General features: G+C 59.3%; 24 protein-coding genes and 3 pseudogenes. 10 read left to right on the forward strand and 17 right to left on the reverse strand.

Translation table 11 applies throughout. The features are described 5' to 3' along the window. Positions 1-25 precede the first annotated feature (25 nt). Complete coding sequence (locus QK296_RS24025) at positions 26-3022, forward strand: non-ribosomal peptide synthetase (protein ID WP_169855905.1); 2997 nt, start codon at positions 26-28, stop codon at positions 3020-3022. Here the strand turns inward: QK296_RS24025 and QK296_RS24030 are convergent. Beyond that, a complete protein-coding gene (locus tag QK296_RS24030; protein WP_137205103.1) occupies positions 3002-3847 on the reverse strand; it encodes a helix-turn-helix transcriptional regulator in 846 nt (281 codons plus the stop codon). The two genes, QK296_RS24025 and QK296_RS24030, sit on opposite strands and share 21 nt — an antisense overlap. 109 nt (positions 3848-3956) lie before the next feature. Between QK296_RS24030 and QK296_RS24035 the strand changes: the two genes are divergently transcribed. The 3 genes from QK296_RS24035 (at position 3957) to glsB (ending at position 5749) form a co-directional block, all read left to right on the forward strand. After that, complete coding sequence (locus QK296_RS24035) at positions 3957-4367, forward strand: hypothetical protein (protein ID WP_003191721.1); 411 nt, start codon at positions 3957-3959, stop codon at positions 4365-4367. A 73-nt stretch (positions 4368-4440) separates the two neighbouring features. Further along, on the forward strand, positions 4441-4785 hold the full coding sequence (locus tag QK296_RS24040) for a hypothetical protein (RefSeq protein ID WP_003191720.1): 345 nt from the start codon (positions 4441-4443) through the stop codon (positions 4783-4785). A 55-nt stretch (positions 4786-4840) separates the two neighbouring features. Further along, positions 4841-5749: a glutaminase B gene (gene glsB, locus QK296_RS24045; protein WP_056787397.1), complete on the forward strand. Its 909-nt coding sequence runs from the start codon at positions 4841-4843 to the stop codon at positions 5747-5749. A gap of 56 nt (positions 5750-5805) precedes the next feature. On the opposite strand, the pseudogene QK296_RS24050 reads toward glsB, so the two are convergent. From QK296_RS24050 to QK296_RS24090, 9 genes and pseudogenes are all read right to left on the reverse strand, one after another. Then, a pseudogene (locus tag QK296_RS24050) lies at positions 5806-5895 on the reverse strand (outer membrane lipoprotein carrier protein LolA); the annotation flags it as partial. 42 nt (positions 5896-5937) lie between these two features. After that, positions 5938-6177 (reverse strand): DUF6124 family protein, encoded by a 240-nt coding sequence (locus QK296_RS24055; RefSeq protein WP_282391456.1) that lies wholly within the window; start codon positions 6175-6177, stop codon positions 5938-5940. Positions 6178-6481: 304 nt separating this feature from the next. Then, positions 6482-6571, reverse strand: a pseudogene (locus QK296_RS24060) (outer membrane lipoprotein carrier protein LolA); the annotation flags it as partial. Positions 6572-6613: 42 nt separating this feature from the next. Next, the gene (locus QK296_RS24065; protein ID WP_032896978.1) at positions 6614-6853 is read right to left on the reverse strand and encodes a DUF6124 family protein; all 240 of its coding nucleotides are present in this window, start codon (positions 6851-6853) and stop codon (positions 6614-6616) included. A gap of 682 nt (positions 6854-7535) precedes the next feature. Next, positions 7536-8345, reverse strand: a complete 810-nt coding sequence (locus QK296_RS24070) for a PDZ domain-containing protein (RefSeq protein WP_282391460.1) — start codon at positions 8343-8345, stop codon at positions 7536-7538. 189 nt (positions 8346-8534) lie between these two features. After that, positions 8535-8684, reverse strand: a pseudogene (locus QK296_RS24075) (saccharopine dehydrogenase); the annotation flags it as partial. 63 nt (positions 8685-8747) lie between these two features. Continuing rightward, entirely contained in the window at positions 8748-9515 is a 768-nt protein-coding gene (mddA, locus tag QK296_RS24080; protein ID WP_282391462.1) for a methanethiol S-methyltransferase, read from the reverse strand. Between the two features lie 637 nt (positions 9516-10152). After that, entirely contained in the window at positions 10153-11397 is a 1245-nt protein-coding gene (locus QK296_RS24085; RefSeq protein WP_047711026.1) for a saccharopine dehydrogenase family protein, read from the reverse strand. A 28-nt stretch (positions 11398-11425) separates the two neighbouring features. Further along, positions 11426-12523: a carboxynorspermidine decarboxylase gene (locus QK296_RS24090; RefSeq protein WP_032896982.1), complete on the reverse strand. Its 1098-nt coding sequence runs from the start codon at positions 12521-12523 to the stop codon at positions 11426-11428. 345 nt (positions 12524-12868) lie between these two features. On the opposite strand from QK296_RS24090, the gene metE reads away from it, so the two are divergent. Continuing rightward, positions 12869-15157, forward strand: coding sequence for a 5-methyltetrahydropteroyltriglutamate--homocysteine S-methyltransferase (gene metE, locus QK296_RS24095; protein ID WP_078803242.1), 2289 nt, complete (start codon positions 12869-12871; stop codon positions 15155-15157). A 129-nt stretch (positions 15158-15286) separates the two neighbouring features. On the opposite strand, the gene QK296_RS24100 is transcribed toward metE, so the two are convergent. Then, positions 15287-16441: a DUF1624 domain-containing protein gene (locus QK296_RS24100; protein WP_047711024.1), complete on the reverse strand. Its 1155-nt coding sequence runs from the start codon at positions 16439-16441 to the stop codon at positions 15287-15289. Between the two features lie 71 nt (positions 16442-16512). Between QK296_RS24100 and QK296_RS24105 the strand changes: the two genes are divergently transcribed. Continuing rightward, positions 16513-17055 (forward strand): DUF924 family protein, encoded by a 543-nt coding sequence (locus tag QK296_RS24105; RefSeq protein ID WP_282391475.1) that lies wholly within the window; start codon positions 16513-16515, stop codon positions 17053-17055. Here QK296_RS24105 and QK296_RS24110 read toward each other — a convergent pair. Next, complete coding sequence (locus QK296_RS24110) at positions 17052-18491, reverse strand: hypothetical protein (protein ID WP_057711775.1); 1440 nt, start codon at positions 18489-18491, stop codon at positions 17052-17054. The two genes, QK296_RS24105 and QK296_RS24110, sit on opposite strands and share 4 nt — an antisense overlap. Before the next feature lie 146 nt (positions 18492-18637). Between QK296_RS24110 and yfcF the strand changes: the two genes are divergently transcribed. Next, complete coding sequence (gene yfcF, locus QK296_RS24115) at positions 18638-19270, forward strand: glutathione transferase (RefSeq protein ID WP_057711776.1); 633 nt, start codon at positions 18638-18640, stop codon at positions 19268-19270. Here yfcF and QK296_RS24120 read toward each other — a convergent pair. Further along, complete coding sequence (locus QK296_RS24120; RefSeq protein WP_003191695.1) at positions 19229-19513, reverse strand: hypothetical protein; 285 nt, start codon at positions 19511-19513, stop codon at positions 19229-19231. The genes yfcF and QK296_RS24120 overlap by 42 nt on opposite strands. A gap of 138 nt (positions 19514-19651) precedes the next feature. Between QK296_RS24120 and QK296_RS24125 the strand changes: the two genes are divergently transcribed. Both QK296_RS24125 and QK296_RS24130 read left to right on the forward strand, forming a co-directional pair. Then, positions 19652-20296, forward strand: coding sequence for a hypothetical protein (locus QK296_RS24125; RefSeq protein ID WP_034135747.1), 645 nt, complete (start codon positions 19652-19654; stop codon positions 20294-20296). A 46-nt stretch (positions 20297-20342) separates the two neighbouring features. After that, positions 20343-20684: a hypothetical protein gene (locus tag QK296_RS24130; protein ID WP_034135746.1), complete on the forward strand. Its 342-nt coding sequence runs from the start codon at positions 20343-20345 to the stop codon at positions 20682-20684. Between the two features lie 145 nt (positions 20685-20829). Here the strand turns inward: QK296_RS24130 and QK296_RS24135 are convergent, their stop codons facing one another. Continuing rightward, positions 20830-21576: a creatininase family protein gene (locus tag QK296_RS24135; RefSeq protein WP_169855898.1), complete on the reverse strand. Its 747-nt coding sequence runs from the start codon at positions 21574-21576 to the stop codon at positions 20830-20832. A 30-nt stretch (positions 21577-21606) separates the two neighbouring features. Next, the gene (locus tag QK296_RS24140) at positions 21607-22335 is read right to left on the reverse strand and encodes a murein L,D-transpeptidase catalytic domain family protein (protein WP_003191690.1); all 729 of its coding nucleotides are present in this window, start codon (positions 22333-22335) and stop codon (positions 21607-21609) included. A gap of 39 nt (positions 22336-22374) precedes the next feature. Between QK296_RS24140 and QK296_RS24145 the strand changes: the two genes are divergently transcribed. Next, positions 22375-23976: a L,D-transpeptidase family protein gene (locus QK296_RS24145; protein WP_034135743.1), complete on the forward strand. Its 1602-nt coding sequence runs from the start codon at positions 22375-22377 to the stop codon at positions 23974-23976. 134 nt (positions 23977-24110) lie between these two features. Here QK296_RS24145 and QK296_RS24150 read toward each other — a convergent pair whose 3' ends face one another. Both QK296_RS24150 and QK296_RS24155 read right to left on the reverse strand, forming a co-directional pair. After that, positions 24111-25502, reverse strand: coding sequence for a HAMP domain-containing sensor histidine kinase (locus QK296_RS24150; RefSeq protein WP_057711779.1), 1392 nt, complete (start codon positions 25500-25502; stop codon positions 24111-24113). Next, on the reverse strand, positions 25480-26163 hold the full coding sequence (locus QK296_RS24155; RefSeq protein ID WP_003191687.1) for a response regulator transcription factor: 684 nt from the start codon (positions 26161-26163) through the stop codon (positions 25480-25482). The genes QK296_RS24150 and QK296_RS24155 overlap by 23 nt, the downstream gene beginning before the upstream one ends. Positions 26164-26459: the final 296 nt, after the last annotated feature.

The following is a 26459-nucleotide window of genomic DNA, read 5'->3' on the forward strand; positions in this document are numbered from 1 at the left end:
GTACCCCGTAAAAGAGGTGCTTGAGATGCTGACGGACACGGTGCTGGATTTATTTGCAGATCGTCTCGCTCAGGACGCTACTGCTCTGGCAGTCGTGACCGAGACAGAATGTCTTACTTACGCAGAGCTGGATTACAGAAGCTCTAAAGTTGCGGCCTTTTTGCAGTCCCGCACTATCGGGCGGGGTGACTACGTGCTGGTGCAGGGCGAGCGCTCCATTGAGTTGATCGTTGCATTCCTTGGCGTCATCAAGCGCGGTGCGGCGTTTGTTCCGATGGACCGCCAACTGCCCTATAACCGTAAAGCCTATATCGCCAGGCAATGCGCGGCCTCAATCATCCTTTCCACTCAACGCCATGATGTCGAGCCCTTGCCGGCAACCGAAGTCATAACCGTCAGCGAGCTGCTGAACTCCAGTCAAGTGTTGAGTTATCAGCCTGTTGGTGTCCGAGGCGATGATGCGATTTATGTGATTTTTACCTCGGGCACTACGGGCGAGCCCAAAGGTGTAGTGATCGAACATCACAGCGTCGCGCAATTGATGATGCAGCACAATCGAGATTTGGGTGTGACGTCTTCCAGTCGTTGCAGTTTCATGGCCGCAGTGGGGTTTGATCTTTGCCAACTTGAGATCTGGTCCGCGCTGACGGCAGGGGCCTGTCTGTATGTTCCGGGTCAGGATGCGCTGCTCAATAGCGATGACTACTTGTCATTCTGTGTCGCGAAACAGATCACCCATGGCTTTGTACCCACGTTGAGAATTTATGACGTGCTGAACGCCAGGCAGCCGCAAGGATTAGCCTTGAGCTGTCTTTACACCTGCGGTGAAAAACTCCATCCCGTGGAAGTCGACCATCTGCCTTATCGTGTTTTTGACTGCTATGGCCCCACCGAAACCACTATTTACGTCACTCGTAATGAGGTTCAGAGCAAACGCTTACAAAGGCCTGCATCGATTGGTTATGCGATAGATCACTGCCGCATTCATATTCTGGATGAACACCTCAACGAGCTCGTAGTTGGCGAGGTGGGGGAACTTTGTATTGCCGGGCCGGGCCTTGCTCGGGGTTATTTGGGTGCGCCTGAGTTGACTGCGCAGCGCTTTATTTATTCACCCACGCTCAAGTGCCGGTTGTACCGCAGCGCAGACCAGGCCCGAGTGTTGGCGGATGGACGGATTCAGTTTCTGGGCCGCATGGATGGGCAAACAAAGATTCGTGGCTACCGTATCGAAACCGGTGAAATAGAGACGCGCCTGCTCAAAGAGCCGAGCATCAACAGCGCGGCGGTGGTGGTGCAAGACACCGGTACACAAGCGCAAAAACGCTTGGTTGCTTTTGTCGTACCGCGCAACAGGCAGGTGCATAGCGGGCGATTGGTTGCAGAGCTGCGACGCAGCCTTGCTATGGATTTGCCTGATTATATGGTGCCCGAGTTATTCCATCGCCTTGACAGGCTACCTGCCAATGCCAATGGCAAGATAGACAGGCCAGCTCTGTTGACTCTATTGCAGGCGATGCCGACCGTAGCGTTGGATATACAACGCTTTACGCCGGGCCCACAAGTTACGTTGGCGAGGGCGTGGTTTGAGGTGTTGGGTCACGCTGATTTTGGCCCCCAAGACAACTTTCTGAAGGTCGGTGGGCACTCCCTGGGCGTGGCAGGATTGGCGGAGAAATTGTCAGTACAGTTCAATATTCACGTGGCGGTGCGCGACATATATGAACATCTGGTATTTGAGGATCTAGCGGCCACATTACACCGACGCACTCAGTCTTTACATGGAGAAAAAGGGGCCGAGCGTGTGCACGCTTTCGAAGCCGATGGGGCGCTCCCGCTGGACATGTGTTTCGCGCCAGGCTTCGAGTCGATGCAATTGAAGAGTCCCGAGCATACCTTACTGACTGGCGCGACCGGGTTTGTCGGTATTCATCTCTTGCACCAACTATTGACCACCTCAATCGCCCATATTCATTGCCCGATTCGTTGTGACAATACGCCGGCTGGGCTGGTGAGGCTGCAGCAAGTCAGCGAGCGTTACCAAGTGCCCATCAGCGAAAGCGATTGGAAGCGCATTCACGTGTACGTGAGTGACTTGGCGGCTGAGCAATTAGGTTTAGGGAAAGAAGTGTTCACCCATTTGGCGCGCTGCGTGGATGTGGTCTATCACTCGGCAAGCGCAGTGAATTTCATCATGCCTTACAGCTATATGAGGCGAGATAACGTAGAGGGTCTCAAGCAAATTCTCCATTTTTGCGGTGCGCAAAAGACAAAGGCATTGATGCTGATGTCGACCATCTCAATCTATAGCTGGGGCCATCGTTTCACCCATAAGAGCCATGTGTACGAACAGGATGATATCGACGAAAACGTACCGGCTATTCGCGATGACCTGGGTTATGTACAGAGTAAGTGGGTGATGGAAAAACTCGCAGATCTGGCCGCGTCCCGAGGTCTGCCATTAATGACCTTTCGGTTGGGTTATGCCACCTGTCATAGCGTGACTGGCGAGTGTGCTCACTACCAATGGTGGGGGCGCTTTATCCGCACCTGCCTGGCGTATGGCGCGGTACCCGATCTGGAGCGTATGCGGGAAGGCTTGACCACTGTGGATTTCATGGTTGAGGCGGTGGCCCATATTTCCCGCGACCCCCAAGCGCTGGGGTTGAAGTTTAACCTGTGCCAACCAGAATCCACCAATCTGGACCTCAAAGCATTTTGTGAGCGGGTGGGCGAGCATTATGGCCGAACGCTTTCGGTTGTCCCGTATAAAAATTGGCTCGCATTGTGGGAACACAACCCCGAAGCATTACTTTACCCATTGCTTGGAATGTTCAAAGACCCGATGCACGCAGATCAGTCCATCCTTGAGCTTTACCAAGAAAATTATTCCTGGGATCGCAGCAACACCGTGCGGTTTCTTGAGGGTAGTGGTATTCGCGAGGCCCAATTCTCTGGCGAAGTATTGGCGCGTTATCTCGACAAGTTAGATCCAAACAGCTCACGTCAAGGCGATAGTTGACGCGTTGCTGTGCGGCCCGACGGTACTGGCACGGTCCGCCAGGTAACGCGCCGGCGGTTGGCCCATGGCCTTGCGGAACATGGTGATAAACCCGCTGGCATTTTCATAACCCAGGTCCAGCGCCACGCTCTGCACACTCTCGCCGTTGGCCAGGCGTTGCAGTGAAAGGATTACATGCAACTGCCGGCGCCAGCGACCGAAGCTCAGGCCGATCTCTTCCAGCAGCAGGCGAGTCATGCTGCGCTCGCTCATGCCGATGCGCACGGCCCATTCGCCCAAGGTGGATTTGTCGCCGGGGTTGGCCAATAGGCTGTTGGCCAGCCGATGCAAGCGCGGGTCTTGGGGCATCGGCAGATGCAGGGCTTCGATGGGGGCCTGGGCCAACTCATCGAGTAATGTCGCCACCAGCCGGCCCTGGGCGCCGTCTTCGTCGTAGAGCTGCGGGAAACTCACCGCCTTGCCGATCAACTCATGCAGCAATGGCGACACCGACAGTGTGCAGCATTGCCGGGGCAGGGCGCGGGCGGCGTCCGGGTTGATCAACAGGCAATACACGTCCGCTTCGCCAGCGCCACGGGCCGCGTGGGTCACCCCGCCGGGAATCCACAACGCGCATTGCGGCGGCACGATCCAGATACCCGCCTCGATCACACAATGCACCACGCCGCGCAAGGTGTAGATCAACTGCCCGTGTTGATGGTGGTGAGGGGTATGTTCCCAGCGCTCGGAGGTACTCGAGGCGCCCACGGCCACTATCGAGCGAGGGATGGCGGCGGCGTCGCGAACCCGGCAGGGGTCGTACTGGTCGAGGCGGTGATGAACCATGGTGGGAACTGCCTTGGCTGGATTGCGAAACATTCTGGCTATTCTGCGCAATGCTGTCCAGCGACCTGCGCTCTATGATGAGAACCAATCTCATCCAAGGAGCTTAGCCATGCGACTCGACAGTTCGACTTTCCCCGTGGTGAAAATCTTTTTCGACGCGCCTAACGACGGCGGGCCGGAAGATGCCTTACTGACCTTCGAACATTTGTTGGCCCGTGAGCAGCCCTTCTTGCTGCTGCACGAAAAAACCGTGGATGAAAACAATCACGAACACGCCCACGAAGAGCGCAAGCGCGCCTCTATCTGGATGAAGAAAAACAAAGCAGCCTTGCGCGCCTACGTCAAAGGCATGATCCAGGTGGAGCCCAGCGCCGCCAAGCGCCTGGCTCTCAAGCCCTTCGCCGTGACGTTCGGCAAGGCCTGGGGCTACCCGCTGCTGGTGGTGGAATCCAAGGACCGCGCCTGGGCGCTGGCCCAGGACGTGCTGGACACAGAAGTGTCGGATGTGGCGCATTTCTAAGCCCGGCCAAAGCTCGACAGCGTCCACAATTGAACTACCTTGATTGACGAGCCTTCCCACTCGGTAATCAAGCATGCGCACTTTATGGACGCGGTATCTGGCGTTGCTGGAAAACGACCTGAGCACGCAGATTTTTGACAACGTCAAGAACCTGTTGGTCTGCGCGCTGTTGTTTGCGGCGGGGACCAACGCGCTGGTGGGGCCGCACGATTTGCTGATCGGTCTGTTTGCTTCCAGCGTCGCGGGGTGGGGCTTGATTGTGCTGTCGACGCTGCTGATGTTGTTGAACGTCAGCGACGGCATTCGCCGGCTGGCCAAGTTGCGTTATCACTTGGCGTTGCAACTGTTATTGATCCTGATCTACGTGGTGGTTGCCGAGCGGGTGGTAGAGATTGTGTGGGTGTTGCGCGCCCACTGAAGTATCCTCCGCGCCTCGTTTATCACTGATTCAAACAAAGATGACAGGACAAGCTATGCAGGCGCTGCTGGAGTCGATCCTCGACGAAGTGCGCCCCTTGATCGGCCTCGGCAAAGTTGCCGATTACATTCCCGCGCTGGCCGACGTGCCCGCCCACCAACTCGGCATCGCGGTCTACGGCAACGACGGCACGGCCTACTGCGCCGGTGATGCCGACACGCTGTTTTCGGTGCAGAGCATTTCCAAGGTCTTCAGCCTGGTGCAGGCTATCGACCATGGTGGCGAAACCATCTGGGAACGCCTGGGCCATGAGCCCTCGGGGCAGCCGTTCAACTCCATGGTGCAACTGGAGTTCGAGCGTGGACGCCCGCGCAATCCCTTTATCAATGCTGGCGCGCTGGTGATCTGCGACATCAACCAGTCACGCTTCGCCGTGCCGATTCTGTCGATGCGCGATTTTGTGCGGCGCCTGTCGGGCAACCCGCAGATCCTGGTCAACAGCGTCGTGGCCGAATCGGAAGCCCAGCACGGTGCGCGCAATGCGGCCATGGCCTACCTGATGAAGTCGTTCGGCAATTTTCATAACGATGTGGACGCAGTGCTGCACAGCTACTTCAACTATTGCGCGTTGCAGATGAGCTGCCTGGACCTGGCCCGAGCGTTCAGCTTTCTGGCCAACGAAGGCGTGAGTGCCCACAGTGGCGAGCAAGTGCTGACGGCGCGCCAGACCAAGCAAGTGAACTCGATCATGGCCACCAGCGGGCTGTATGACGAAGCGGGCAATTTTGCCTACCGCGTGGGCCTGCCGGGCAAGAGCGGGGTCGGCGGCGGGATCGTCGCGGTAGTGCCGGGGCAGTTCACAGTGTGCGTGTGGTCGCCGGAGCTGAACGCAGCGGGTAATTCGCTGGCGGGGATGAAGGCGTTGGAATTGTTGAGTGAGCGGATTGGGTGGTCGGTTTTTTGAGATTGTTCTTGTGGGAGCTGGCTTGCATGCGATAGCGGTTTTTCAGTGCCATCGATCACTGTAGGAGCGAGCTTGCTCGCGAAAAACGCCCAGGCTCTGCGGTCATCCAGGTTGCCCGCGTCATCGTTGACGATCTTCGCGAGCAAGCTCGCTCCTACAGTGGGTAAGGGCGCGGCGCGAGCATCAGGTCAAGTGGCTGGGTGGGTGTCATCCAGCGCCTTGTCCACGAGCAACTGCACACCTTCGAGCATGCGGCAGATGCCCAGCGCTACGTTGCGTTGGCTACCGTCGATCTCAAAGGCTAGATGAGTAGCGATGTCACTGATGGAGGCTAGATCCTGGGAGGCGTTGATCAGCAGGGTTTCGGTGCCTAGGCCGGGGCGCACATTGAAGAGTTGTTCTGGTGGGTTGGGGCTGTCTTTGATCATGGTGAAACTCCAAGGGATATGGAGCTGCCACCGTTCGCGGTCAAACGAATTAGGGTGGCAGCTATACGCGGGTTGACCGACCGGTCCCAAGGAGCCCGGCATACCCGGAGGTATCCCGCGTACAGCTGCCGCGACACGATACAGCAGGCGTAAAGAAAACGCCTGATTCGATGTGGCACAGATGCAGTTGGGAGTCGGACGGTCAAATCCGGCCGCTGAATTGGCAGCGACGGCCCAGAGGTTAGTCAGTGAAGTTCCGAGCGACAACCTGAAACAGCTGTGGGAAACGTCCGAGACCTTACCCCACTGTAGGAGCGAGCTTGCTCGCGAAAAACTTCCAGGCCCTGCGGTCACCCAGGTTGCCCGCGTCATCGTTGACGATCTTCGCGAGCAAGCTCGCTCCTACAGTGGGTAAGGGCGCGGCGCGAGCATCAGGTCAAGTGGCTGGGTGGGTGTCATCCAGCGCCTTGTCCACGAGCAACTGCACACCTTCGAGCATGCGGCAGATGCCCAGCGCTACGTTGCGTTGGGTACCGTCGATTTCAAAGGCTAGATGAGCAGCGATGTCACTGATGGAGGCTAGATCCTGGGATGCATTGACCAACAATGTTTCTGTGCCTAGCTCGGGGCGTACGGTGAAGAGCGTTTCTGGGGGATTTGGGGTGTCTTTGATCATGGTGAAGCTCCGTCGACAAGTGGAGCCGCCAGCGTTCGCGGTCAAGCGAAGAGGGTGGCAGCTGTACGCGGGTTGACCGACCGGTTGTCAACGAACCCGGCATACCCGAAGGTATCCCGCGCACAACTGCCGCGACACAATACCTCAGGCACAAAAAAAACGCCTGAAGAGGTGCAGGGCGTAGCAGTTCGTTAACAAGGTCGGACGGTCAAATCCGGCCGCTGAATTGGCAGCGACGGCCCAGAGGTTAGTCAGTGAAGTTCCGAGCGACAACCTGAAACAACTGTGGGAAATATCCTAACGCCGCAAATCGTCTGTGGGAGCTGGCTTGCCTGCGATAGCGGTTTTTCAGTGCTGTATGTGCTGGCTGACACAGCGCCATCGCAGGCAAGCCAGCTCCCACATTTTGATCTTCATTGTTCGTTGAACTGTAGGAGCGAGCTTGCTCGCGAAAAACGCCCAGGCTCTGCGGTCATCCAAGTTACCCGTGTCATCGTTGACGATCTTCGCGAGCAAGCTAAGGTTGGCTATGGGCTTGTTCAGCCGCGGCACAGTCGTTCTACCGATAGCGTTCACCACAGCGCCACGCCTTGCGGGGCGCACTTTTTGGTGCCAATGCAGAGCTTGGAAGTGATCACTGCCTAGGCCGATGGGTAGGCGCTATCTGACTGGTGATCAAGCGTCAATTGTTGAGTTGGATTGATTTCTCGAAAGCCTTACCCTTGCGGGTTAGGGACAAATTGATGACTTGACCTTTCTTCGCATTAATCAAGCTCGATAGATGAGCCGCACTGCTGATGCGCTGGCCATCAAGCTTCTCGATAGTATCTCCGATCAGTAAGTCGGCTTTGAAAGCGGGTGAGTCATCGGAAACCATCGTGATTTTCACGCCATAGTTCGTCTGACGAGACTGACGTTCTGCTTCATCCAGTTCAATAGTGGCTGCGCCAAGGATGATATGTGCTTTGACAAAGTAGAGTGCGCCATAGGCTACTTGCTTCTGGGTAATCGGCACGTAATCCGTTGTAGTACCGTATGTCGAGGTGGTTGCCGAACCGTTCAGTTTGCCTGCCGTGACTGACGTAACAGAAGTGCTGGATGTAGGTCTGGATACTTTCGTCGTGGTAGTCGTGGTGCCTTGGTATTGCGGTTCGATAATGATTACTAGATCAGCCTTAATGGCCTTTGCCTGATCAAGAGCTTGTTGTTCAGGAACCGGCATGGACGAATTGAATTCGGATTTACCAACAGCTGCGTATCCACGACGGAACCAAGTTCTTGCGACGTTTTCGTAGGTGCTTAGTGTGGCATGGTCGATTATCGGCACAGCGGGGGGCGGCCCTGAGCGCTCTGCCGCGATGATTTCTGGTGTGAATCCATTTGCCGACTGGTAATACTGCGTATAGCCATTTAGAGGTGGCGCCATTTTACAGCCTGCTAAACCTATAAAAAGAGCAGCAAGCGCCAGGGGATTGAATGGGCGAGGAGTCATTGATCAACATCCTTGTTTATGTGGTGGGTTGATGGCGAATATCCGATGATACCAAAATAGTATCTCGGATTATCAAATCGCTTTTTTTTACCTTCGTTGATTTCGAGGTCGATGCTCGCCCAAACTAAAAGTGTGCCCCTTCAGATGCATTTTTTGCTCTGTCAGCTATCGCTTGCAGGCGATTGCATCCTAAGCCCGATCGCCATTTCTGTTTCTAATTCGAGTCGGCAAGCCCGTCACATCCAGCGTTGGGAGGAGTGGCTCGGCCGGCAGCTCTTTGACGTTGGACATGTACTTCGTGTTCCACTCGTTACACGCAACCAGCAGCGCAGCAGCTACCGATGAAATATATGCCCTGGATTTGAGTGCATTCCCACGCAGAGCGTGCGACACACTCGAGCGCTAACGACGGGGCCTGTTGAGACGTGGCACGACCATGCCCACCTCACGCTGATAACGCCGATACCGCTCACCAAACAGCGCCACCAAATCCCGTTCTTCGAAACGGGCGCCGATGAAGAGATACACCGACATCCCCAGCGCAAACAGCAGATGCCCCACGGTCATATGCGGCGTTGCCCAAAAGGCGATCAGGAAGCCCAGGTACAGCGGATGACGCACGACTTTGTAGAGCAGCGGCGTCCGGAATGTCAGGCCTGAGGGTGGGGCGTTGCGCCAGCGATCAATGGCCTGCTTCAGCCCGAACAACTCGAAGTGACTGATCAAGAAAGTTGCCAGCACCACGATGCCCCAGCCCAGCCAGAACAGGCCGGTCAGCAGTGCCTTGGCCCAGGCGGCGTCAACCGCCCAAACGGTGTGCGTAATAGGCCGCCACTGCCAGAACAGCAGCGCGAGCATCAGGCTGGAGAGCAGCACATAGCTGGAACGCTCCACCGCTGCCGGGGCGAAGACTGCCAGCCAGCGCTTGAAGCGTTTACGCGCCATGCTGCTGTGCTGGACACCAAACACAATGATCAGTGACGCATTGATCATGAGTGCCAGCGCCCAGTCGATGCGCGCGCCGGAGTCGATGTGTTTGGGCACGACCACAGCCCCTACGAAGCCCATCATGTACAGCAGGGTGAATAAGAACACCAGGTAGCAGCAGGTGCTATAGACCAGGCCAGCCAAGCGTGCCGTGAGGGTGTTTGAAGAGATTTGCCGTTTCATGGACGATTCCTTTCGCACATGGTGAATGGGTGAGCCAATCGATGACTGGCTCGCTCAGACTAACGGCATTCTCCTAGGCGGTAACCTGTTGGAATTGACAGTTGCAAGAGTGCTTGGCGATTTAACGAACGTTCAACCTATCCAACAAGCTATACCAGGCCACGCCTGCGCCAATGTGAGCCCCTGTGCTGTTGCAGTGCTCAAGGGCGCGGAATAATTCGGCGCCGAACCTGGAGTGAGCCGAAGCCCCAGATACACCGGCGACTCATTGTGGGAGCTGGCTTGCCTGCGATGGCGGTGGTTTGGTTGAAGAATTATTGACTGACACACCGCCTTCGCGAGCAAGCCCGCTCCCACAAGTGATCGGTGCCAGGCGCTGATTCTGTGGGCAATACAAAACGAGTGTGGGAGCTGGCTTGCCTGCGATAGCGGTGGTTCAGTTGGAGACTCAGAGACTGACACACCGCCTTCGCGAGCAAGCCCGCTCCCACAGGGGATCGGTGCCAGGCGCTGATTCTGTGGGCAAATATAGAATCTCCCACATTTTGAATCTGTATTGTTCTTTGAACTGTGGGTGAGCCCAAACAAAAAATGCGCCCCTGGGGGCGCATTCTTTTGCTCGGTCAGCTATGGCCTATCAGGCCGTCGCATCCCAGGCCCGATCACCGTGCTCGTCTTTGATCCGAGTCGGCAAGCCCATCACATCCAGCGCCTTGAGGAACGGCTCAGCCGGCAGTTCCTCGACGTTGGCCATGTGCTTGACATCCCACTCGCCACGCGCAACCAGCAGCGCAGCGGCTACCGGTGGTACGCCTGCGGTGTAGGAGATGCCCTGGCTGTCGGTCTCGGCATAGGCCTCTTCGTGATCAGCCACGTTATAGATGAACATCTCACGCGGCTGGCCATTCTTGGTGCCTTTGACCAGGTCACCGATGCAGGTCTTGCCGGTGTAGCCAGGCGCAAGCGAAGACGGGTCGGGCAGCACGGCCTTGACCACTTTCAACGGCACCACTTCCAGGCCTTCGGCGGTCTTGACCGGCTGTTCGGAGAGCAGGCCGAGGTTTTTCAGCACGGTGAACACGTTGATGTAGTGTTCGCCGAAGCTCATCCAGAAACGCACGTTGGGCACGTCGAGGTTTTTCGACAGCGAGTGCACTTCATCGTGGCCGGTGAGGTAGAGGTTCTGCGAGCCGACTACCGGCAGGTCGTCGGTGCGTTTGACTTCGAACATGGTGTTGCTGGTCCACTGGCTGTTCTGCCAGCTCCACACCTGCCCGGTGAATTCGCGGAAGTTGATTTCCGGATCGAAATTGGTGGCGAAGTATTTGCCATGGGAGCCGGCATTGACGTCGAGAATGTCGATCGAATCAATGCGGTCGAAATGCTGTTGCTGCGCCAGCGCGGCATACGCGTTGACGACACCTGGGTCGAAGCCCACGCCAAGGATGGCGGTGATGTTCTTCTGTTTGCACTCTTGCAGGTGGTTCCACTCGTAGTTGCCGTACCACGGCGGGGTCTCGCAGACCTTGCCCGGCTCTTCGTGGATGGCAGTGTCGAGGTAAGCCACGCCCGTGTCGATGCAGGCACGCAATACCGACATGTTGAGGAACGCGGAGCCGACGTTGATGACGATCTGCGATTCGGTCTCGCGGATCAGGGCCTTGGTCGCTTCCACGTCCAGGGCGTTCAGCGCGAAGGCTTGGATATCGGCGGGAACCTTGAGGCTACCCTTGGCCTTGACGCTGTCGATGATGGCCTGGCATTTGGAGATGTTGCGCGACGCGATAGCAATACGACCGAGTTCGTCGTTGTGCTGCGCGCACTTGTGGGCCACCACCTTGGCGACACCTCCTGCACCAATGATAAGAACGTTCTTTTTCAATTGCTTTATCTCTCCTTTATCCGCCAGCTCAGGACAGGCTGGACAGGTAGTCGTCGTAACCAAATTCACGAACCACCTCGACTGTACCGTCGAGTTGTTTCACTACGATGGACGGCATTTTCAGGCCGTTGAACCAGTTTTTCTTGACCATGGTGTAGCCTGCGGTGTCGATGAACGACAGCCGATCGCCGATGGCCAGCGGACGATCAAATTGATACTCGCCGAAGATGTCTCCAGCCAGGCAGGATTTGCCGCACACCATGTAGGTGTGTTCACCCTCGCTCGGCGCCAGTTTGGCGTTGAGGCGGTAGATCAGCAGGTCCAGCAGGTGGGCTTCGATGGAGCTGTCTACCACGGCGAGATTCTTGCCGTTGTAGAGGGTGTCGAGCACGGTGACTTCCAGGGAGGCGCTGTTGGTGATCGCCGCTTCGCCGGGTTCCAGGTAGACCTGCACGCCGTACTTCTCGGAGAAGGCTTTGAGCCGTGCGCAGAACGCATCCAGTGCATAGCCTTCACCGGTGAAATGGATGCCGCCGCCGAGGCTGACCCACTTGACCTTGTGCAACAGCGCACCGAAGCGTTCTTCGATGGTGCCGAGCATCTTGTCGAACAGGCTGAAGTCGCCGTTCTCGCAGTTGTTGTGGAACATGAAGCCGGAAATCTGATCGATCACGCCATCGATCTTCACCGGATCCCATTCGCCCAGGCGGCTGAACGGGCGCGCCGGGTCGGCCAGCAGGTAGTCAGAGCTGCTCACCTGCGGGTTCACACGCAGGCCGCGGGTCTTGCCTTCGCTGCGTTCGGCAAAACGCTGCAGTTGGCTGATGGAGTTGAAGATGATCTTGTCGCAGTTCTCCAGCATCTCTTCGATTTCATCGTCGGCCCAGGCCACGCTGTAGGCGTGCGCTTCACCTTCGAACTTCTGGCGACCGAGCTTGAGTTCATACAGCGACGACGAGGTGGTGCCGTCCATGTATTGCTGCATCAAGTCGAACACCGACCAGGTGGCAAAGCACTTGAGCGCCAGCAGAGCCTTGGCGCCAGACTGTTCGCGCACGTAGGCAATCTTCTGCATGTTGACCAGAAGCTTCTGTTTATCGATGAGGTAGTACGGCGTTTTGATCATTTTTGAGAGCCTGCGGCGGTGCCTGCCAAAAAAGGACACGCATTGTGCCCGCACTTGGAACAGATCGAAAGGTTAGCCGGCGGTTTTTGCGCGCCACGTTAAGCATAGGGCGTAAGTATGACCGTTCATAAGAACCACCCCGCCCAAACTGTGGGAGCGCTCGAGCCTAAGCGAGGCCGCGATGACGGCCGCCCTGGCAACACAAACCCCGCAGTAGCGCCGCCAATATCCTGCCCACCTAAACATGAGTAAATCTTGTGATGATCTAGAACAAAATGAGTTTGTCTCAAGACACCCCTCTGCCGACAATAACCGCCATCAATCACACCATCGGAGTTGTAAGTCATGGCAGTCGCTCATTCCCTCGGGTTTCCACGCATTGGACGCGATCGTGAACTGAAAAAAGCGCAGGAAGCGTTCTGGAAGGGTGAGCTCGACGAAGCCGGCCTGCGCGCTGTTGGCCGTGATTTGCGCAGCACCCACTGGGCGCTTCAACAGCAAGCCGGCATCGAACTGTTGCCGGTGGGTGATTTTGCCTGGTACGACCAGGTGCTGACCCACTCGCTGATGTTCGGCGTGGTCCCTGAGCGGTTCCGCCCGGCCGATGGCCAGGCCACTCTGCATACCTTGTTCGCCATGGCCCGTGGCGTCAGCGACAGCTGCTGCGGCGGTGCCCATGCCCAGGAGATGACCAAGTGGTTCGATACCAACTATCACTATCTGGTGCCGGAGTTCAGCGTCGATCAGCAATTCCACCTGGCGTGGGACCAACTGTTCGAAGAGGTCCAGGAAGCCCTCGATTTGGGGCACCGCGTCAAGCCCGTGGTGATCGGCCCGCTGACCTACTTGTGGCTGGGCAAGGCCAAGGGCGCTGACTTCGACAAGCTCGACCTGCTCGAACGACTGCTGCCGTTGTATGGCCAGATCTTCCAGCGCCTGGCCGAATTGGGCGTGGAGTGGGTGCAGATCGACGAGCCGATCCTGGCGCTTGATCTGCCCCAGGAGTGGAAGAACGCTTTTGAGCGCGCCTATAACCTGATCCAGCGCGACCCGCTGAAAAAATTGGTGGCCACTTACTTCGGTGGCCTGGAAGAAAACCTCGGCCTGGCCGCGAACCTGCCGGTGGATGGCTTGCATATCGACCTGGTGCGTGCGCCGGACCAGTACCCGACGATCCTCGACCGCCTGCCAGCGTACAAGGTGCTGTCCCTGGGTGTGGTCAACGGCCGAAACGTGTGGCGCTGCGACCTGGAAAAAGCCCTGGCTACCTTGCAGCATGCCCATGAGAAATTGGGCGATCGCCTGTGGGTCGCGCCGTCCTGCTCGCTGCTGCACAGCCCGGTGGATCTTGAGCGGGAAGATCAGTTGGATGCCGAACTGAAAAGCTGGCTGGCCTTTGCCGTACAAAAGTGCGCGGAAGTGGCGCTACTGGCCAAGGCGGTTGACCAGCCGTCAGCACCTGACGTACTCGCCGCCCTGGCCGAAAGCCGCGCCGTGCAGGGGGCTCGTGCTGCATCGTCACGTATCCATAAACCCGCTGTTCAGGCCCGTGTCGCCGCCATCACTGCCCAGGATAGCCAGCGTCAGTCGCCATTTGCCCAGCGCATCGAAAAACAGCGGGCCGGGCTTAACCTGCCACTGTTCCCGACCACCACCATCGGCTCGTTCCCACAGACCGCTTCGATCCGCCTGGCGCGCCAGTCGTATAAGGCTGGCAAGTTGAGCCAAGCCGAATACATCGAAGCCATGCACAGTGAGATCAAGCATGCGGTTGAGGTGCAGGAAAATCTTGGGCTGGATGTGCTGGTGCATGGTGAAGCCGAGCGTAACGACATGGTCGAGTACTTTGCCGAGCAACTGGATGGCTACGTGTTTACCCGGTTTGGCTGGGTGCAGAGCTATGGTTCGCGCTGTGTGAAACCCGCGGTGATTGTCGGCGACTTGAGCCGCCCGAAAGCCATGACCGTGGAGTGGATTCGCTATGCCCAAGGGCTCACCGACAAAGTGATGAAGGGCATGCTCACAGGCCCGGTGACCATGCTGATGTGGTCGTTCCCACGGGAAGACCTGAGCCGCGAAATGCAGGCCCGGCAACTGGCCCTGGCGATTCGTGACGAAGTGGTGGACCTGGAAGCGGCCGGCATCAAGATCGTGCAGATCGACGAAGCGGCCTTTCGTGAAGGCTTGCCGTTGCGCCAGGCGCAGTGGCAGCACTACCTGGACTGGGCCACCGAAGTGTTCCGCCTGTGCGCCAGTGGCGTGGGCGATGAAACCCAGATCCACACCCACATGTGCTACAGCGAATTCAACGACGTGATCGAGTCCATCGCCGCCATGGATGCCGACGTGATCACCATCGAAACCTCACGCTCGGACATGGAGCTGCTCGACGCGTTCGAAGCCTTCGCCTACCCGAATGAGATCGGCCCGGGGGTCTACGACATCCACTCGCCACGGGTGCCGGATGCCTCGGAAATGGCCAATTTGCTGCGCAAGGCCGCCAAGCGGATTCCGGCAGAGCGTCTATGGGTGAACCCTGATTGCGGCTTGAAGACGCGCGGCTGGCCGGAGACCGAGGCGGCGCTCATTCATATGGTCACCGCCGCTCGCCAACTGCGTGCCGAACTGGCCTGATTCCTGAGCCCGGCGCGGTTAAAACTGTGGGAGCGGGCTTGCTCGCGAAGGCGGTCTTTCAGTCACAGCAGCAGTGGCTGACGCACCGCCTTCGCGAGCAAGCCCGCTCCCACAGTTGCCAGCATCAGGTCAGAGGTATTTGAGCCACGCCAGGTCGCGCCGCCGGGCTTTCAGGCCGGCGAACCAGCGCACCGGCAAGTACAGGGCAATCGGCAACAGCAGCGCTGCCAACCACACCGCACCGATACCGTCGAAGCCAAAATAATTGCCATGGTTGAGGCCAAACAGCGCAACGCAGGCGACATAGAGGATTTTCAATACGTAGAGGTGCAACAGATAAAAGAACATCGGCGCCGCGCCGAACACTGCCAGCACGCCGATCCAGCGCTTATGCCCGGCGCGTTCAAATGCCAGCAGCAACAGCAAGCCAATCCCCAGGGTCAACGCCAGGAACAACAGCGAAGGCGGGTACTTGGTGATGTTGAAAAAGCTCATCAGCGTCAGCACGCCGCTGTCATACACCTGCCAAGGCTGCTCGCCGTAGCCATTAAGCGCGCGCAACAGCCCAAAACCCACCAACGCGCCCACCCCCGCGATCAGCAAATAACGCTGCCGCACAGCCGGCAGCGTGGCATTGGCAAACCATGGCCCGAGGCCGTAGCCCAGGGCAATCACACCGATCCATGGCAGTACCGGGTAGGTGGTGCGCAGGCGCAGGTTGTCAGACACTTCAATCCAGTTGCGTTCATGCAAGATCGTCCACGGCACATGCCACATCGAACCCGCTGCAAAGTGCAGCCCATCCAACAGGTTGTGCCCGGCGATAATCACCAGCGCCACGCCGATCAGCCAGGCACGCGGCAGCCAGACCAGCGCGGCAAGGGCGATCATGCTGATGCCGATGGCCCAGATCACTTGCATATAGATCACGCTGGGCGGCAGTTGGAAGGTCCACGCGAAGTTGACCAGGGTGAACTCCAGCACCACCAGGAACAGCCCGCGCTTGAACAAAAATGCCGACACGTCGCGACGGCCCTGATATTTCTGGCCATACAGCCACGCCGACAATCCGGTAAGCAGCACAAACACCGGCGCACACAGGTGGGCGAGGGTGCGGCTGAAAAACAACGCTGGCTCGGTGCTGTCAATGCTCATGGGGTCGCTGACCTGGCGGTGCAGCAAGAAGGTTTCCCGCACGTGGTCCAGCAACATGAACAGGATCACCAGGCCGCGCAGGGCATCGATGGACAACAGGCGTTTGCGTAAAGTCATAGCGTCAGTCATAAGTTGAGGATCACACGCAGGCACAATATTGACGTTATTCTATAACATTAAGCGAGGCGCTGATGACAAGCATGACCCCACAATCGGCCGAAGCCGTAATCGCGTTCTGGAAACAGGCGGGGCCCAAGCGTTGGTTTGCCAAGGACGAGGCGTTCGATACAGCCTTTCGTGACAGCTTCCACGCCACCCATATGCAGGCGGCGCGGCGTGAACTCGAAGACTGGTTGACCACGGCGGATGGCGCGCTGGCGCTACTGATCCTGCTGGACCAGTACCCGCGCAACGCCTTTCGCGGCACGGCGCACATGTTCGCCACCGACCCGCTGGCCCGGTTGTATGCGCGAAAGATGGTGGACGCGGGGTTGGATCAACAGGTTGAACCTCAGTTGCGCGCGTTCTGCTATTTGCCTTTTGAACATTCGGAAGACCCACAGGACCAGCAACGGTCTCTGGCCCTGAACCGGCAGTTGGATAACAGCACCTATCACTGGGCCAAGGAGCATGCCGATATCATTGAGCGGTTCGGGCGGTTTCCGCATCGCAATGGGGTGTTGGGCAGGGCGAGCACCGATGAAGAGCTCGCCTTCCTCAAGGCCGGTGGCTTCGCCGGTTAGGCATGTTCTGGCGCCAGGCTTTGCTGGGCGCCAACACGTCGAAACCGCCGCACCCCCTTAAGGTCAATTGCCCACCGCAATGCTTCAGTGGCCGAAGGGCGCGGGCCTTGGGTGATCGCCTGTTCATCCTTGCCCAGTGCACTGAGGTAACCCTGTGTACCGCCGCGTTCGCTCCAGTAATGGGTGTGGCTGAGCCAGGATCTGGCCAGCCAGCCTTTGCCATTGCCCACGGTCACCGGCAAGTCCAGCACGCCGCCGCCCATCACCGGCTTGACCGGGCCGCCGACGATGTCGCCGAATACGCCGAAGGGAGCAGGGAAGTACAGGTTGGTCCAGCGCGTGACGGCAAAGGCTGCGGCGTGGTGCAGGTAGTGCGGGGTGAAGGGCTTTTGGCCGAGCATCAGCGGTTGGCGGGCGTTGTAGCCGTAGCCTTGGGTGTCTTCGGTAGGCGGGCAGGCCGGGGCTTCGCGGCGCTCCATGCGCTGCTGGAAGTCACTGACGCTGCGGCCCAGCAACAGGCTGGCGTGGGCCATCGGGCTGCCGACCGTGACCAGGTCGGTGATGCGCCAGGGGTTGCCCAGGCCGCGCTGTTCGACGAATGCCTCGGCCTGTTGCTGACGAAAATTCAACAGGCTGCCCAGGCTGCCGTCCAGTAAGGCGCCAGCGGCGGGCAGGGCCTCCTTGACCACCGGTTGCAGCGGTTCGCGGTTGGCATAACGGGCCGCCAGCTCACGGTTGCTGGGGTTCAGTTGGGTCAGTTGGTCGTGGTATTCATGCCAGAGGTAGCCGACGATGTCGTAGGCAATCACGCTGCCCAAACTGTGGCCCACGACGATGATGCGCTCGTAGTCACCCTGGTTGTGCAGCGCACGCAGGAGGTCGACACCATCGGCACGGATCTGCTCGCGCACCCTCACGTTCTGCGGGTTGGGGCTTAAGTAGCGTGCGGCATCTCCCAGGTACGCCAGCGCCGAATAGCGCAGCCCCAGTCCCATGGCCGCGAGCAGCAGGGGGATCAGCGCGAAGGGGTTGTCGTTGGCGGGCAACTGACCCCAGGCTGCGGCCAGTGCGCCGCTGGCAATCAATAGCAGTAACGCCAACACCGTCCAGCGCGTGCTACGCCAGATCGGCACGATGGCGTCGGGAATGTCGCGCCGCGGGCGCTTGAAGATGTCCCACAGCCAGCCCAGCAGATGGCCGAGCTTGGTGCCCTGCATCTTGTGGGCCCAGTAGTACTCATAGAAATCCGTCGAGGTGCGGCCCGAGGACTTCAGTACGCGCAGGTCGAAGTTGCGCGACAGCCGATCCGGCTTGCTCCAGTACAGAGGTTTGCCATCGGGGGTGTCCGTGGGGATCATCGCTTCGACAAAGCCGCGCAAGGTGTCCATTGGGCGCTGCTCGCCGATGCCGTGGATAACCACAACTGCTTGTTTCATGTGCTGTTCCTTCCTTGAAAATCAGCGGTAGCCATAATATTGCCACTACCCGCGCTATTCCCGCCAGGAATGCCCCCATAAAAACCCTGCATTGTCTTTATCGGCCCGGATCTCGTAGCGTGATGGCTCATCCCAGGAGATTGCCCATGAGCCAAGGCCCGCTGCACCTCTACGTTGATTCGCTGTTTACCAGCCCTTATGCCATGTCGGTGTTTGTCGCCTTGCGCGAAAAAGGCCTGGCGTTCGAGACCCTCACCCTGGACCTCGATGCCCGGCAGAACCAAGCGGCAGATTTCGCCCAACGCTCCCTGACCCAGCGAGTGCCGACTCTGGTAGATGGTGATTTTGCGCTGTCGGAGTCTTCGGCCATCACCGAGTACCTGGACCAGGCCTACCCCGAGACCAGCGTGTACCCGGCGGATGTGCAGCAGCGGGCGAGGGCGCGACAGGTCCAGGCGTGGCTACGCAGCGACCTGCTGCCGATTCGCCAGGAGCGCTCGACGCTGGTGGTGTTCTGTGGGCAGAAGAGGCCGCCGTTGTCAGCAGACGCTCAAGCCGCCGCGACCAAGTTGATCAGCGCGGCGCAAGCGTTGCTGGCGGATAACCGCGAGTACCTGTGCGGCCAGTGGTCGATTGCCGATGTGGACCTGGCGGTGATGCTCAATCGCCTGATCCTCAATGGTGACGCCGTACCCACGCAGCTGGTGGCCTACGCGCAACGCCAGTGGCAGCGGCCGTCAGTGCGGGAGTGGGTCGAGCTGCGACGGCCCGCGCTCTAGCTCTGCCTGCTGGGCGACACGCCGGTCGAGGTCTTCCCAATCAGCCATGCCCAGCACGCGCATGGTGTTCAAACCGCGCAAGTAGCCGCGCAGTTGCTCGGCGCTGGCGCTGCCTTTTGCGGCGTCGGCGTTTGAGTCCAGCAGCACGGTTTCGTACTCGACCAGGTAGTCGGCGACCCGCTCGCGAAACTCTGGCAGTACTGCCTCGCGGATACGATCGAAGATTTTCTGGTAGGGCTTCATGGCGGGGTCCTTATAGATTTTATGGGCGGCCTGACACTATCGGTTCAAATGATAGTCACCATCAAGGATCACAAGTTCTGTTTTTTCGCCAAACGCGCAGAATCGGCACATCGAGACGCAGCCCAAGGAAAATGCGCGATGAGGACGATTATCCAGTTGGCTTTGATGGCCCTGATGCTGGGCACCGCGGTCATGACCACCCCGGCGATGGCCGATCAAGTGCGTACAGGCCATTTGCTGCCCCTGGTGGGTAGCGTAGACTCCCTGCAGCGTGCCCAGTCGGTGGGGGTGTTGTTCAGTGAAAACACCCGCGACAACCTCAGCTACCTCGAACGCTACCACGCCATGGCACTGAACGGCGCCAAGGATGCGCTGGATGGGCGGATTCGCGAGGCGTTCGTCAACAGCTCCGACCCGGAACTGGCGATCGACTGGTTGATGCACTCGTTGCAGGGCACTTTTGCCTCGGTGACGGTCTATAGCAGCCTGGATGCCCTGGTGCAGGCGCACCCGGATGTGGTGGTGGTGCTCGATACCCATAACCAATTGCTCACCCAGCGTAATGACCGGGTCGAGGCGCGCTTTGTCGCACGCTTCTTTGATGCGAACCTGCAGTTTATCGCCAAGGCCGAAGGCTCGGTGGACAAGCACGTGCCGTCCGTGTGGGTGCACGACAAGGCGGCCCCGGAGATTGCTGCACTGATCGAGCAACAACGCGATGTACAGCAAGATGCCCTGAAGCAGTTCGATGCGTCGCTCAAGGCCCTGGTTCGCGCAGGTTGACCCGCGAATGGTTGTGAACCCTATTTGGTTATTTTCAGGAATGAATATGCGCTCTTTCTTCGCCCCGGCCCTGGCTTGTGCTTCGTTGCTGCTGACCGGTTGTATCACGGCGCCCAATGCCCCATCGCTGACCCTGCAAACCAACAAGACCCCCGACGGCTATGTGCAATGCGTATTGCCCAAGCTGGAAAAGCATGGCATCACCTCGACCGTTACCCAGAACTCGCGCCACGCCAAGGTGCTGTTGACCAGCAAGATTGCCGCCGATGATGTGCTGGAGGCCTACAAGTCCCAGGACGGCACCAAGGTGTTCCTGTATGAGCGCAAGCCGCTGGCTTCGGCGATCAAGCCGTCACGGCTTGAGCAGGCCGCCCAGGATTGCAAATAAACCCAGGCACAACGCAAACCCACCCTGTAGGAGCGAGCTTGCTCGCGAAAAACTCATAGGCGCCGCGTTTATTCAGGTAGCGCGCGTTATGGTTGACGTCTTTCGCGAGCAAGCTCGCTCCTACAGGGTATTGGCCCCATTTGGCTCAGGGTTTGGCTTCGTTGCTGAAGCTGTCGACGGTCTTGACCAGCCCTTGCGCCGCCAACGCCACCAACTCACCGCCTTTCTCCACGGTGGCCAACGCCGGGTCCGAGCCCATGCGGCCGTCAGGGAAGCGCGCACGGAAGTCCAGGGCTTCGCGAATCGGGCCGGTGTTGGCGATTTGCGGTGAGTACTCGGCAGACTTGATCGAGTCCGGATACGCCCACTGCGTCACGGCAATTTCCGACGGCGTGGCGTGGCTGCCATGCCCGACCGGGAATTGACGCTGGGCCAGGTCAGTGACGCCCTCCAGATCCCACCAGTTCACCAGCTTCAGCGCGAACCCGGCAGGGCGGCGGGCGAAGCTGGCTTCGGCGTACAGCTCTGAGAACGCCGCTTCAATCGTGGCGATATTGCCGCCGTGGCCGTTGAGGAACAGGATCTTTTCGAAACCATGCCCGGCCAGCGAACGCACCCAGTCGCCAATCGCAGCGATAAAGGTGGAAGGGCGCAGGGAGATGGTGCCGGGAAAGCCCAGGTGGTGTTGGGCCATGCCGATATTGAAGGTCGGGCCGACGAGAATATCGGCGTGCTTCTGTGCCTCATGAGCGATGATTTCCGGGCACATCCAGTCAGTGCCCAACAGGCCAGTGGGTCCATGTTGCTCGTTGGAGCCGATGGGAATCACCACCGTGCGGCTGCGCTCCAGGAACTGCCCGATTTCGATCCAGGTGGAGGTGTGTAGAAGCATGCGACGCTCTCTTTTATCTATGGGGACAGGCTATCCGCCACGGATTGTACGACTACTCGCCACCTGTTGGGGTTTGCAATTGAGGTAGGTCGATGACTTCAGCCAGCGCTGGTCGGGGTACCACGAAAACATGAACTGCCCGTCCTTGAGCTTGTCCACCACTTGGCGGGCGACCTGCGGGCGCACGGCCGGGCAACCCTGGCTGCGGCCAATGCGGCCTTCGCGCTTGCTCCACAACGGGCTGACGTAATCGGCGGCATGAATCACGATGGCGCGGTCGCGGGCCTGGTCATTGAAGCCCGGCTCCAAGCCATCCATGCGCAGCGAGTAGCCATGGGCGCCCAGGTAGCTTTCCTGGGTGCGGAACAACCCCAGGCTCGACTGGTGGCTGCCTTCGAGATTGGAGAACTGGGTGGCGAAGTTTTCCCCGGACTTGGCACCGTGGGCCACCAGGTCGCGCAATACCAAGGTCTTTTTGCGCAAGTCGAAGATCCACAGGCGACGGGCGGTCGAGGGCTGGGAGTAGTCAATAACCGCTAGGCGATCGGAACGTTCCTCGCCGTTATTGACCGCGCACTGCACGGCGCTCAGGGCGCTTTTGAGGACGGTGGGATTGAGTTCTGGAGCAGAGCGCGCCAGGCTGCTATACAGGGAAAGAGAGGTGCCATTGGCGGCGAGCGCAACATTGCTCAATAAAGCCAGGCACCCGGTGATCAAGCCCAGGCTGGTTAGCCTGCGCCTGCGTATAAAAGTCAGCATCTACAGTCGAGTCCCCGCTGTGGAGTGGAGCTAAGTCAATTGTTCAAAAAACACGCATGTTACTTGAGCATTTGCCTGCTCGTTGCACCATTGGTCGCTACAGCCGAAACGCTGCCGTTAGAACCACTGCCCGTCACCACCCCTGCACCGGTCGCGCTCGCGCCGCTGCAACAGGCCTTGGCGCAGTTGACCAGTGTCTGCCCGCACCTTGCGCCGCGTATCGATGCCGCCGCGTTGGCGCGCCTGCAAACCTTTTACCAGCAGCAGGGCGATGCCCCGCTATGGGCGGCTGACGAACGCCGGCAAGCCTTGCATGCCCAGTTGCTGATGCTTGCCGACGATGGCCTGGACCCCACCCACTATAGCTTGCCTGCGGCGGATGCCACGGCCAACGTGCTGTGCAGCGATATCGCCAACAGCCAGCAGTACCTGCAAGCTCTGCAGGATTTGCACTACGGGCGCCTGCAGCAATCGCGTTTTGAGCCCCTCTGGCACTCCCAGCCACCCAGTGGCGACCCGAATACCGAGGTACTGGCGTTCGCCGCCACCGGCCTGCACGACATGGCCCAAGCCTTCGATCAGGCCCGGCCCAGCGCCGATTTGTACCGCAGCCTGCGCAATGCCTATGCCGGCGTGCGCCAGCAACCGCTGCCCCATTGGGACCCGGTCGCCGAGGGCACGTTGTTGCGTCCTGGGATGAATGACCCTCGCGTGCCGGAACTGGCGCGGCGCCTGCACAGCGGCGGCTACCTGGCCCAGTTACCCAGCGGCAACGGCAAGCAGTACCAGGGCGAACTGGTCAAGGCGGTGAAGGCCTTCCAGCTCAGCCACTCGTTGCAGGCCGACGGCGTGATCGGCGCCGGCACCGTGGCCGAACTCAATATCAGCCCGGCGATGCGTCGTGAACAACTGCGCATCAACCTGGAGCGCTTCCGCTGGCTGGCCCAGGACCTGGAGCCTGAAGGCGTCGTGGTCAATGTGGCCGCCGCGCAACTGAGCGTGTACCAGAGCGGCATCCCAGTGTGGCAAACCCGCCTGCAAGTGGGCCGGGCCGAACGCCAGACGCCGTTGCTCAAGTCGCGCATCACCCGGCTGACCCTCAACCCCACCTGGACCATCCCGCCGACCATCATGCGCGAGGACAAACTGCCGGCCATCCGCCTCAACCCTGAATACCTGCGCCAGCAAAACCTGCAAGTGCTCGACGCCGAAGGTCACCCGTTGACCCCCGACCAGGTCGACTGGGCGCGCCCCGGCAATATCCTGCTGCGCCAGCAGGCCGGCCCGCGTAACCCGCTGGGCAAGATTGTGATGCGTTTCCCCAATCCGTATTCCGTATATCTGCACGACACCCCCAGCCAACCCTTGTTCACCAAGGGGCCGCGGGCGTTCAGTTCGGGATGCGTGCGGGTCGAGCAACCGTTGTTATTGCGCGACCTGCTGGTAACGCCGGCCGAACGCACTCGCACCGATGAGCTGCTGGCGACCGGCGAAACCCATGAATTCAGGTTGGCCACGCCGGTACCGGTGCTGTTGGGGTATTGGACGGTAGAAGTGGATCGCCAGGGTGAGTTGGTGTACGCGCCGGATATTTATGCGCGTGACCCGGCGTTGATCAAGGCCATGGGCAGCGTGTTATAGCGCCCATGGTCTTGATACGCATGTAGGAGCGAACTTGCTCGCGAAAAACGCCAACGATAACGCGCGCTTCCTGAATAAACGCGGCGCCCGTGAGTTTTTCGCGAGCAAGCTCGCTCCTACATTGCGTTAGGGTTCTATTCCGGCATCAATTGTTGGCGGCATTCGAGCACCAACCGGGCGCCGCCCAACTCACTGGTACCGACCTCCAGCTTGAAACCGTGCAGATTGATGATCGCCGCCACAATCGACAGGCCCAGGCCAAAACCGCCTTGCTGATCACTCTCATCGACCCGATAGAAGCGCTGGAACACCGACGCACGCTCGGCGGCTGGAATGCCTGGCCCGGAGTCGAGCACTTCGATGCGCGTACTGCCCAGGTCGTTGACTGCCCGCAGGATCACCTTGCCCTTGGGCGGGGTGAACTTGATCGAATTACTCAGCAGGTTGGCCAGGGCTTCGAATAGCAGCGCACGGTCACCGGTAATCCACGGCAGTGAGTCAGGCGCCTGCAACACCAACTCCAGTTCGCCTTCTTCGGCCAGGGGCAGATAGAAGTCATGCAGCTCGCGCAGCAACGGCAGCGGGTCCAGTACCAGGAAGCCGGAGCGGCGCTGGTGGTCTTCCAGTTCGGAAATGCGCAGCAGCCCGCGAAAGCGCGCCATCAGGGTGTCGGTTTCGGCGATGGCGTCATCGAGCTTTACCGCGTGGGCCGAGTCTTCCTCGGCTTGTTGCTTGATGCGGTAAAGCTGGGCGCGCAAGCGGGTGAGGGGGGTGCGCAGGTCGTGGGCGATGTTGTCGCACACGCCCTTGACCTCGTTCATCAGTTTTTCGATGCGGTCGAGCATCGCGTTGACGATGGCGGCGAGCATGTCTAGCTCGTCGCGCCGGTCGGACAGCGGCAGGCGGTGCGTGAGGTCGCCGGCGACGATGGCCTCGGCGCTGGCCTGGATCCCACGAATGCGCCGCAACGGGCGACGGCGCAGCAGGTGCCAGCCAGCAGCGCCGGGGATGATGGTCAAAGAGAGCGCCCACAGCAGGGCGTGCCAGATAATCCGTGTGACCCCGAACAGCGAGCCGTTGGCGCGCACCAACACCAGCCAGCGGCCGTCTTCGGTGTGGGTGGCCACCGCGTCGCAGCTGTCCTTGGGCAGTTTGGGGTCATCCGATTGCACGCAATTGGTCAGGGCGTGGATCTTGCCATCCAGCGGCAAGTCGGGTGGTACGGCGCGGATCGGCCCGCTCAAGGGACGAAAGTGCTCATCGAACAGGCCATAGGCGTCCACGCCCTTCATGTCGAAGGTCATGCTGGTGGTGAGCGCCTCCACCAGCTCTTCGCCGTCAAAACGCTGGAACAGGTGCTGGCGTTGCAGCAGGGAATGGCGCGACAAGTCGCTGAGGTAGCCCGACACTTCGTAGTACAGCACCCCCATGAGGATGCAGCTCCAGGCCACGAACAACGAACTGTACAGCGCCAGCAAGCGGCTGCTGGAAGAGCGCCAGCCTTTAGAGGGGTTCAGCAATGACATAGCCCGAGCCTCGTACCGTGCGGATCAGCGGCGTGAGGCCCGGTGGGTCGATTTTCTTGCGCAGACGGCCAATGTGCACGTCGATCAGGTTGGTGCCGGGGTCGAAGTGATAGCCCCAGACTTCCTCGAAAATCATCATCCGCGACAGGATCTGCCCGGTGTTGCGCATCAGGAACTCAAGCAGTTTGTATTCGGTGGGTAGCAGGGTCAGCGGCTGGTCGGCGCGGCTGGCTTCGCGGCTGATCAGGTTCAGTTCCAGGTCGGCCACGCGCAGGGCGGTTTCGAATTCCTGGACCGTGCTTTTACGCCGCAGCAGCACCTCGACACGGGCGGCCATTTCATCCGAGGCGAACGGTTTGGTCAGGTAGTCATCGCCGCCAGCACGCAGGCCGCGCACGCGCTCGTCGACATCGGAGAGGGCGCTGATCATCAGGATCGGCGTGGACACCCCAATGGTGCGCAACGTGGTGACGATGGCCAAGCCATCGAGTTCGGGCAGCATGCGGTCGAGGGTGATCAGGTCGTAATCACCACTCACAGCGCGGACCAGGCCCTCGCGGCCGTTGTCCACCCAATCTACGTCCAGTCCATGGCTACTCAGCTCGGCGACAATCTCGCGGGCCGTTACGGCGTCATCCTCGATGGTCAAAATGCGGGTCATAGGATTACCTGGTGAGCGTTCACACTAGAAGTGGCGACATTTTGCCAAGAAGTTGCTGAATGTTTCCTAAATAAAACTTCATCTTCCTGAAACTGACACTACATCGAACACTGTGGGAGCTGGCTTGCCTGCGATGGCGGCCTACCAGCCGACACCTATCTAGCTGACGCCCCGCGATCAAATTGTGGGAGCGGGCTTGCTCGCGAAGGCGGCCTGGCAGTCGACACAGTTGGATTGTGTGCATATCCATTGCTGCGGTAACGGCCGCTTAGGGTTCCGCCCTGACGGCGTCTTAC

The organism is Pseudomonas sp. AL10 (genome assembly GCF_029960685.1).
Lineage (GTDB): Bacteria > Pseudomonadota > Gammaproteobacteria > Pseudomonadales > Pseudomonadaceae > Aquipseudomonas > Aquipseudomonas lactis.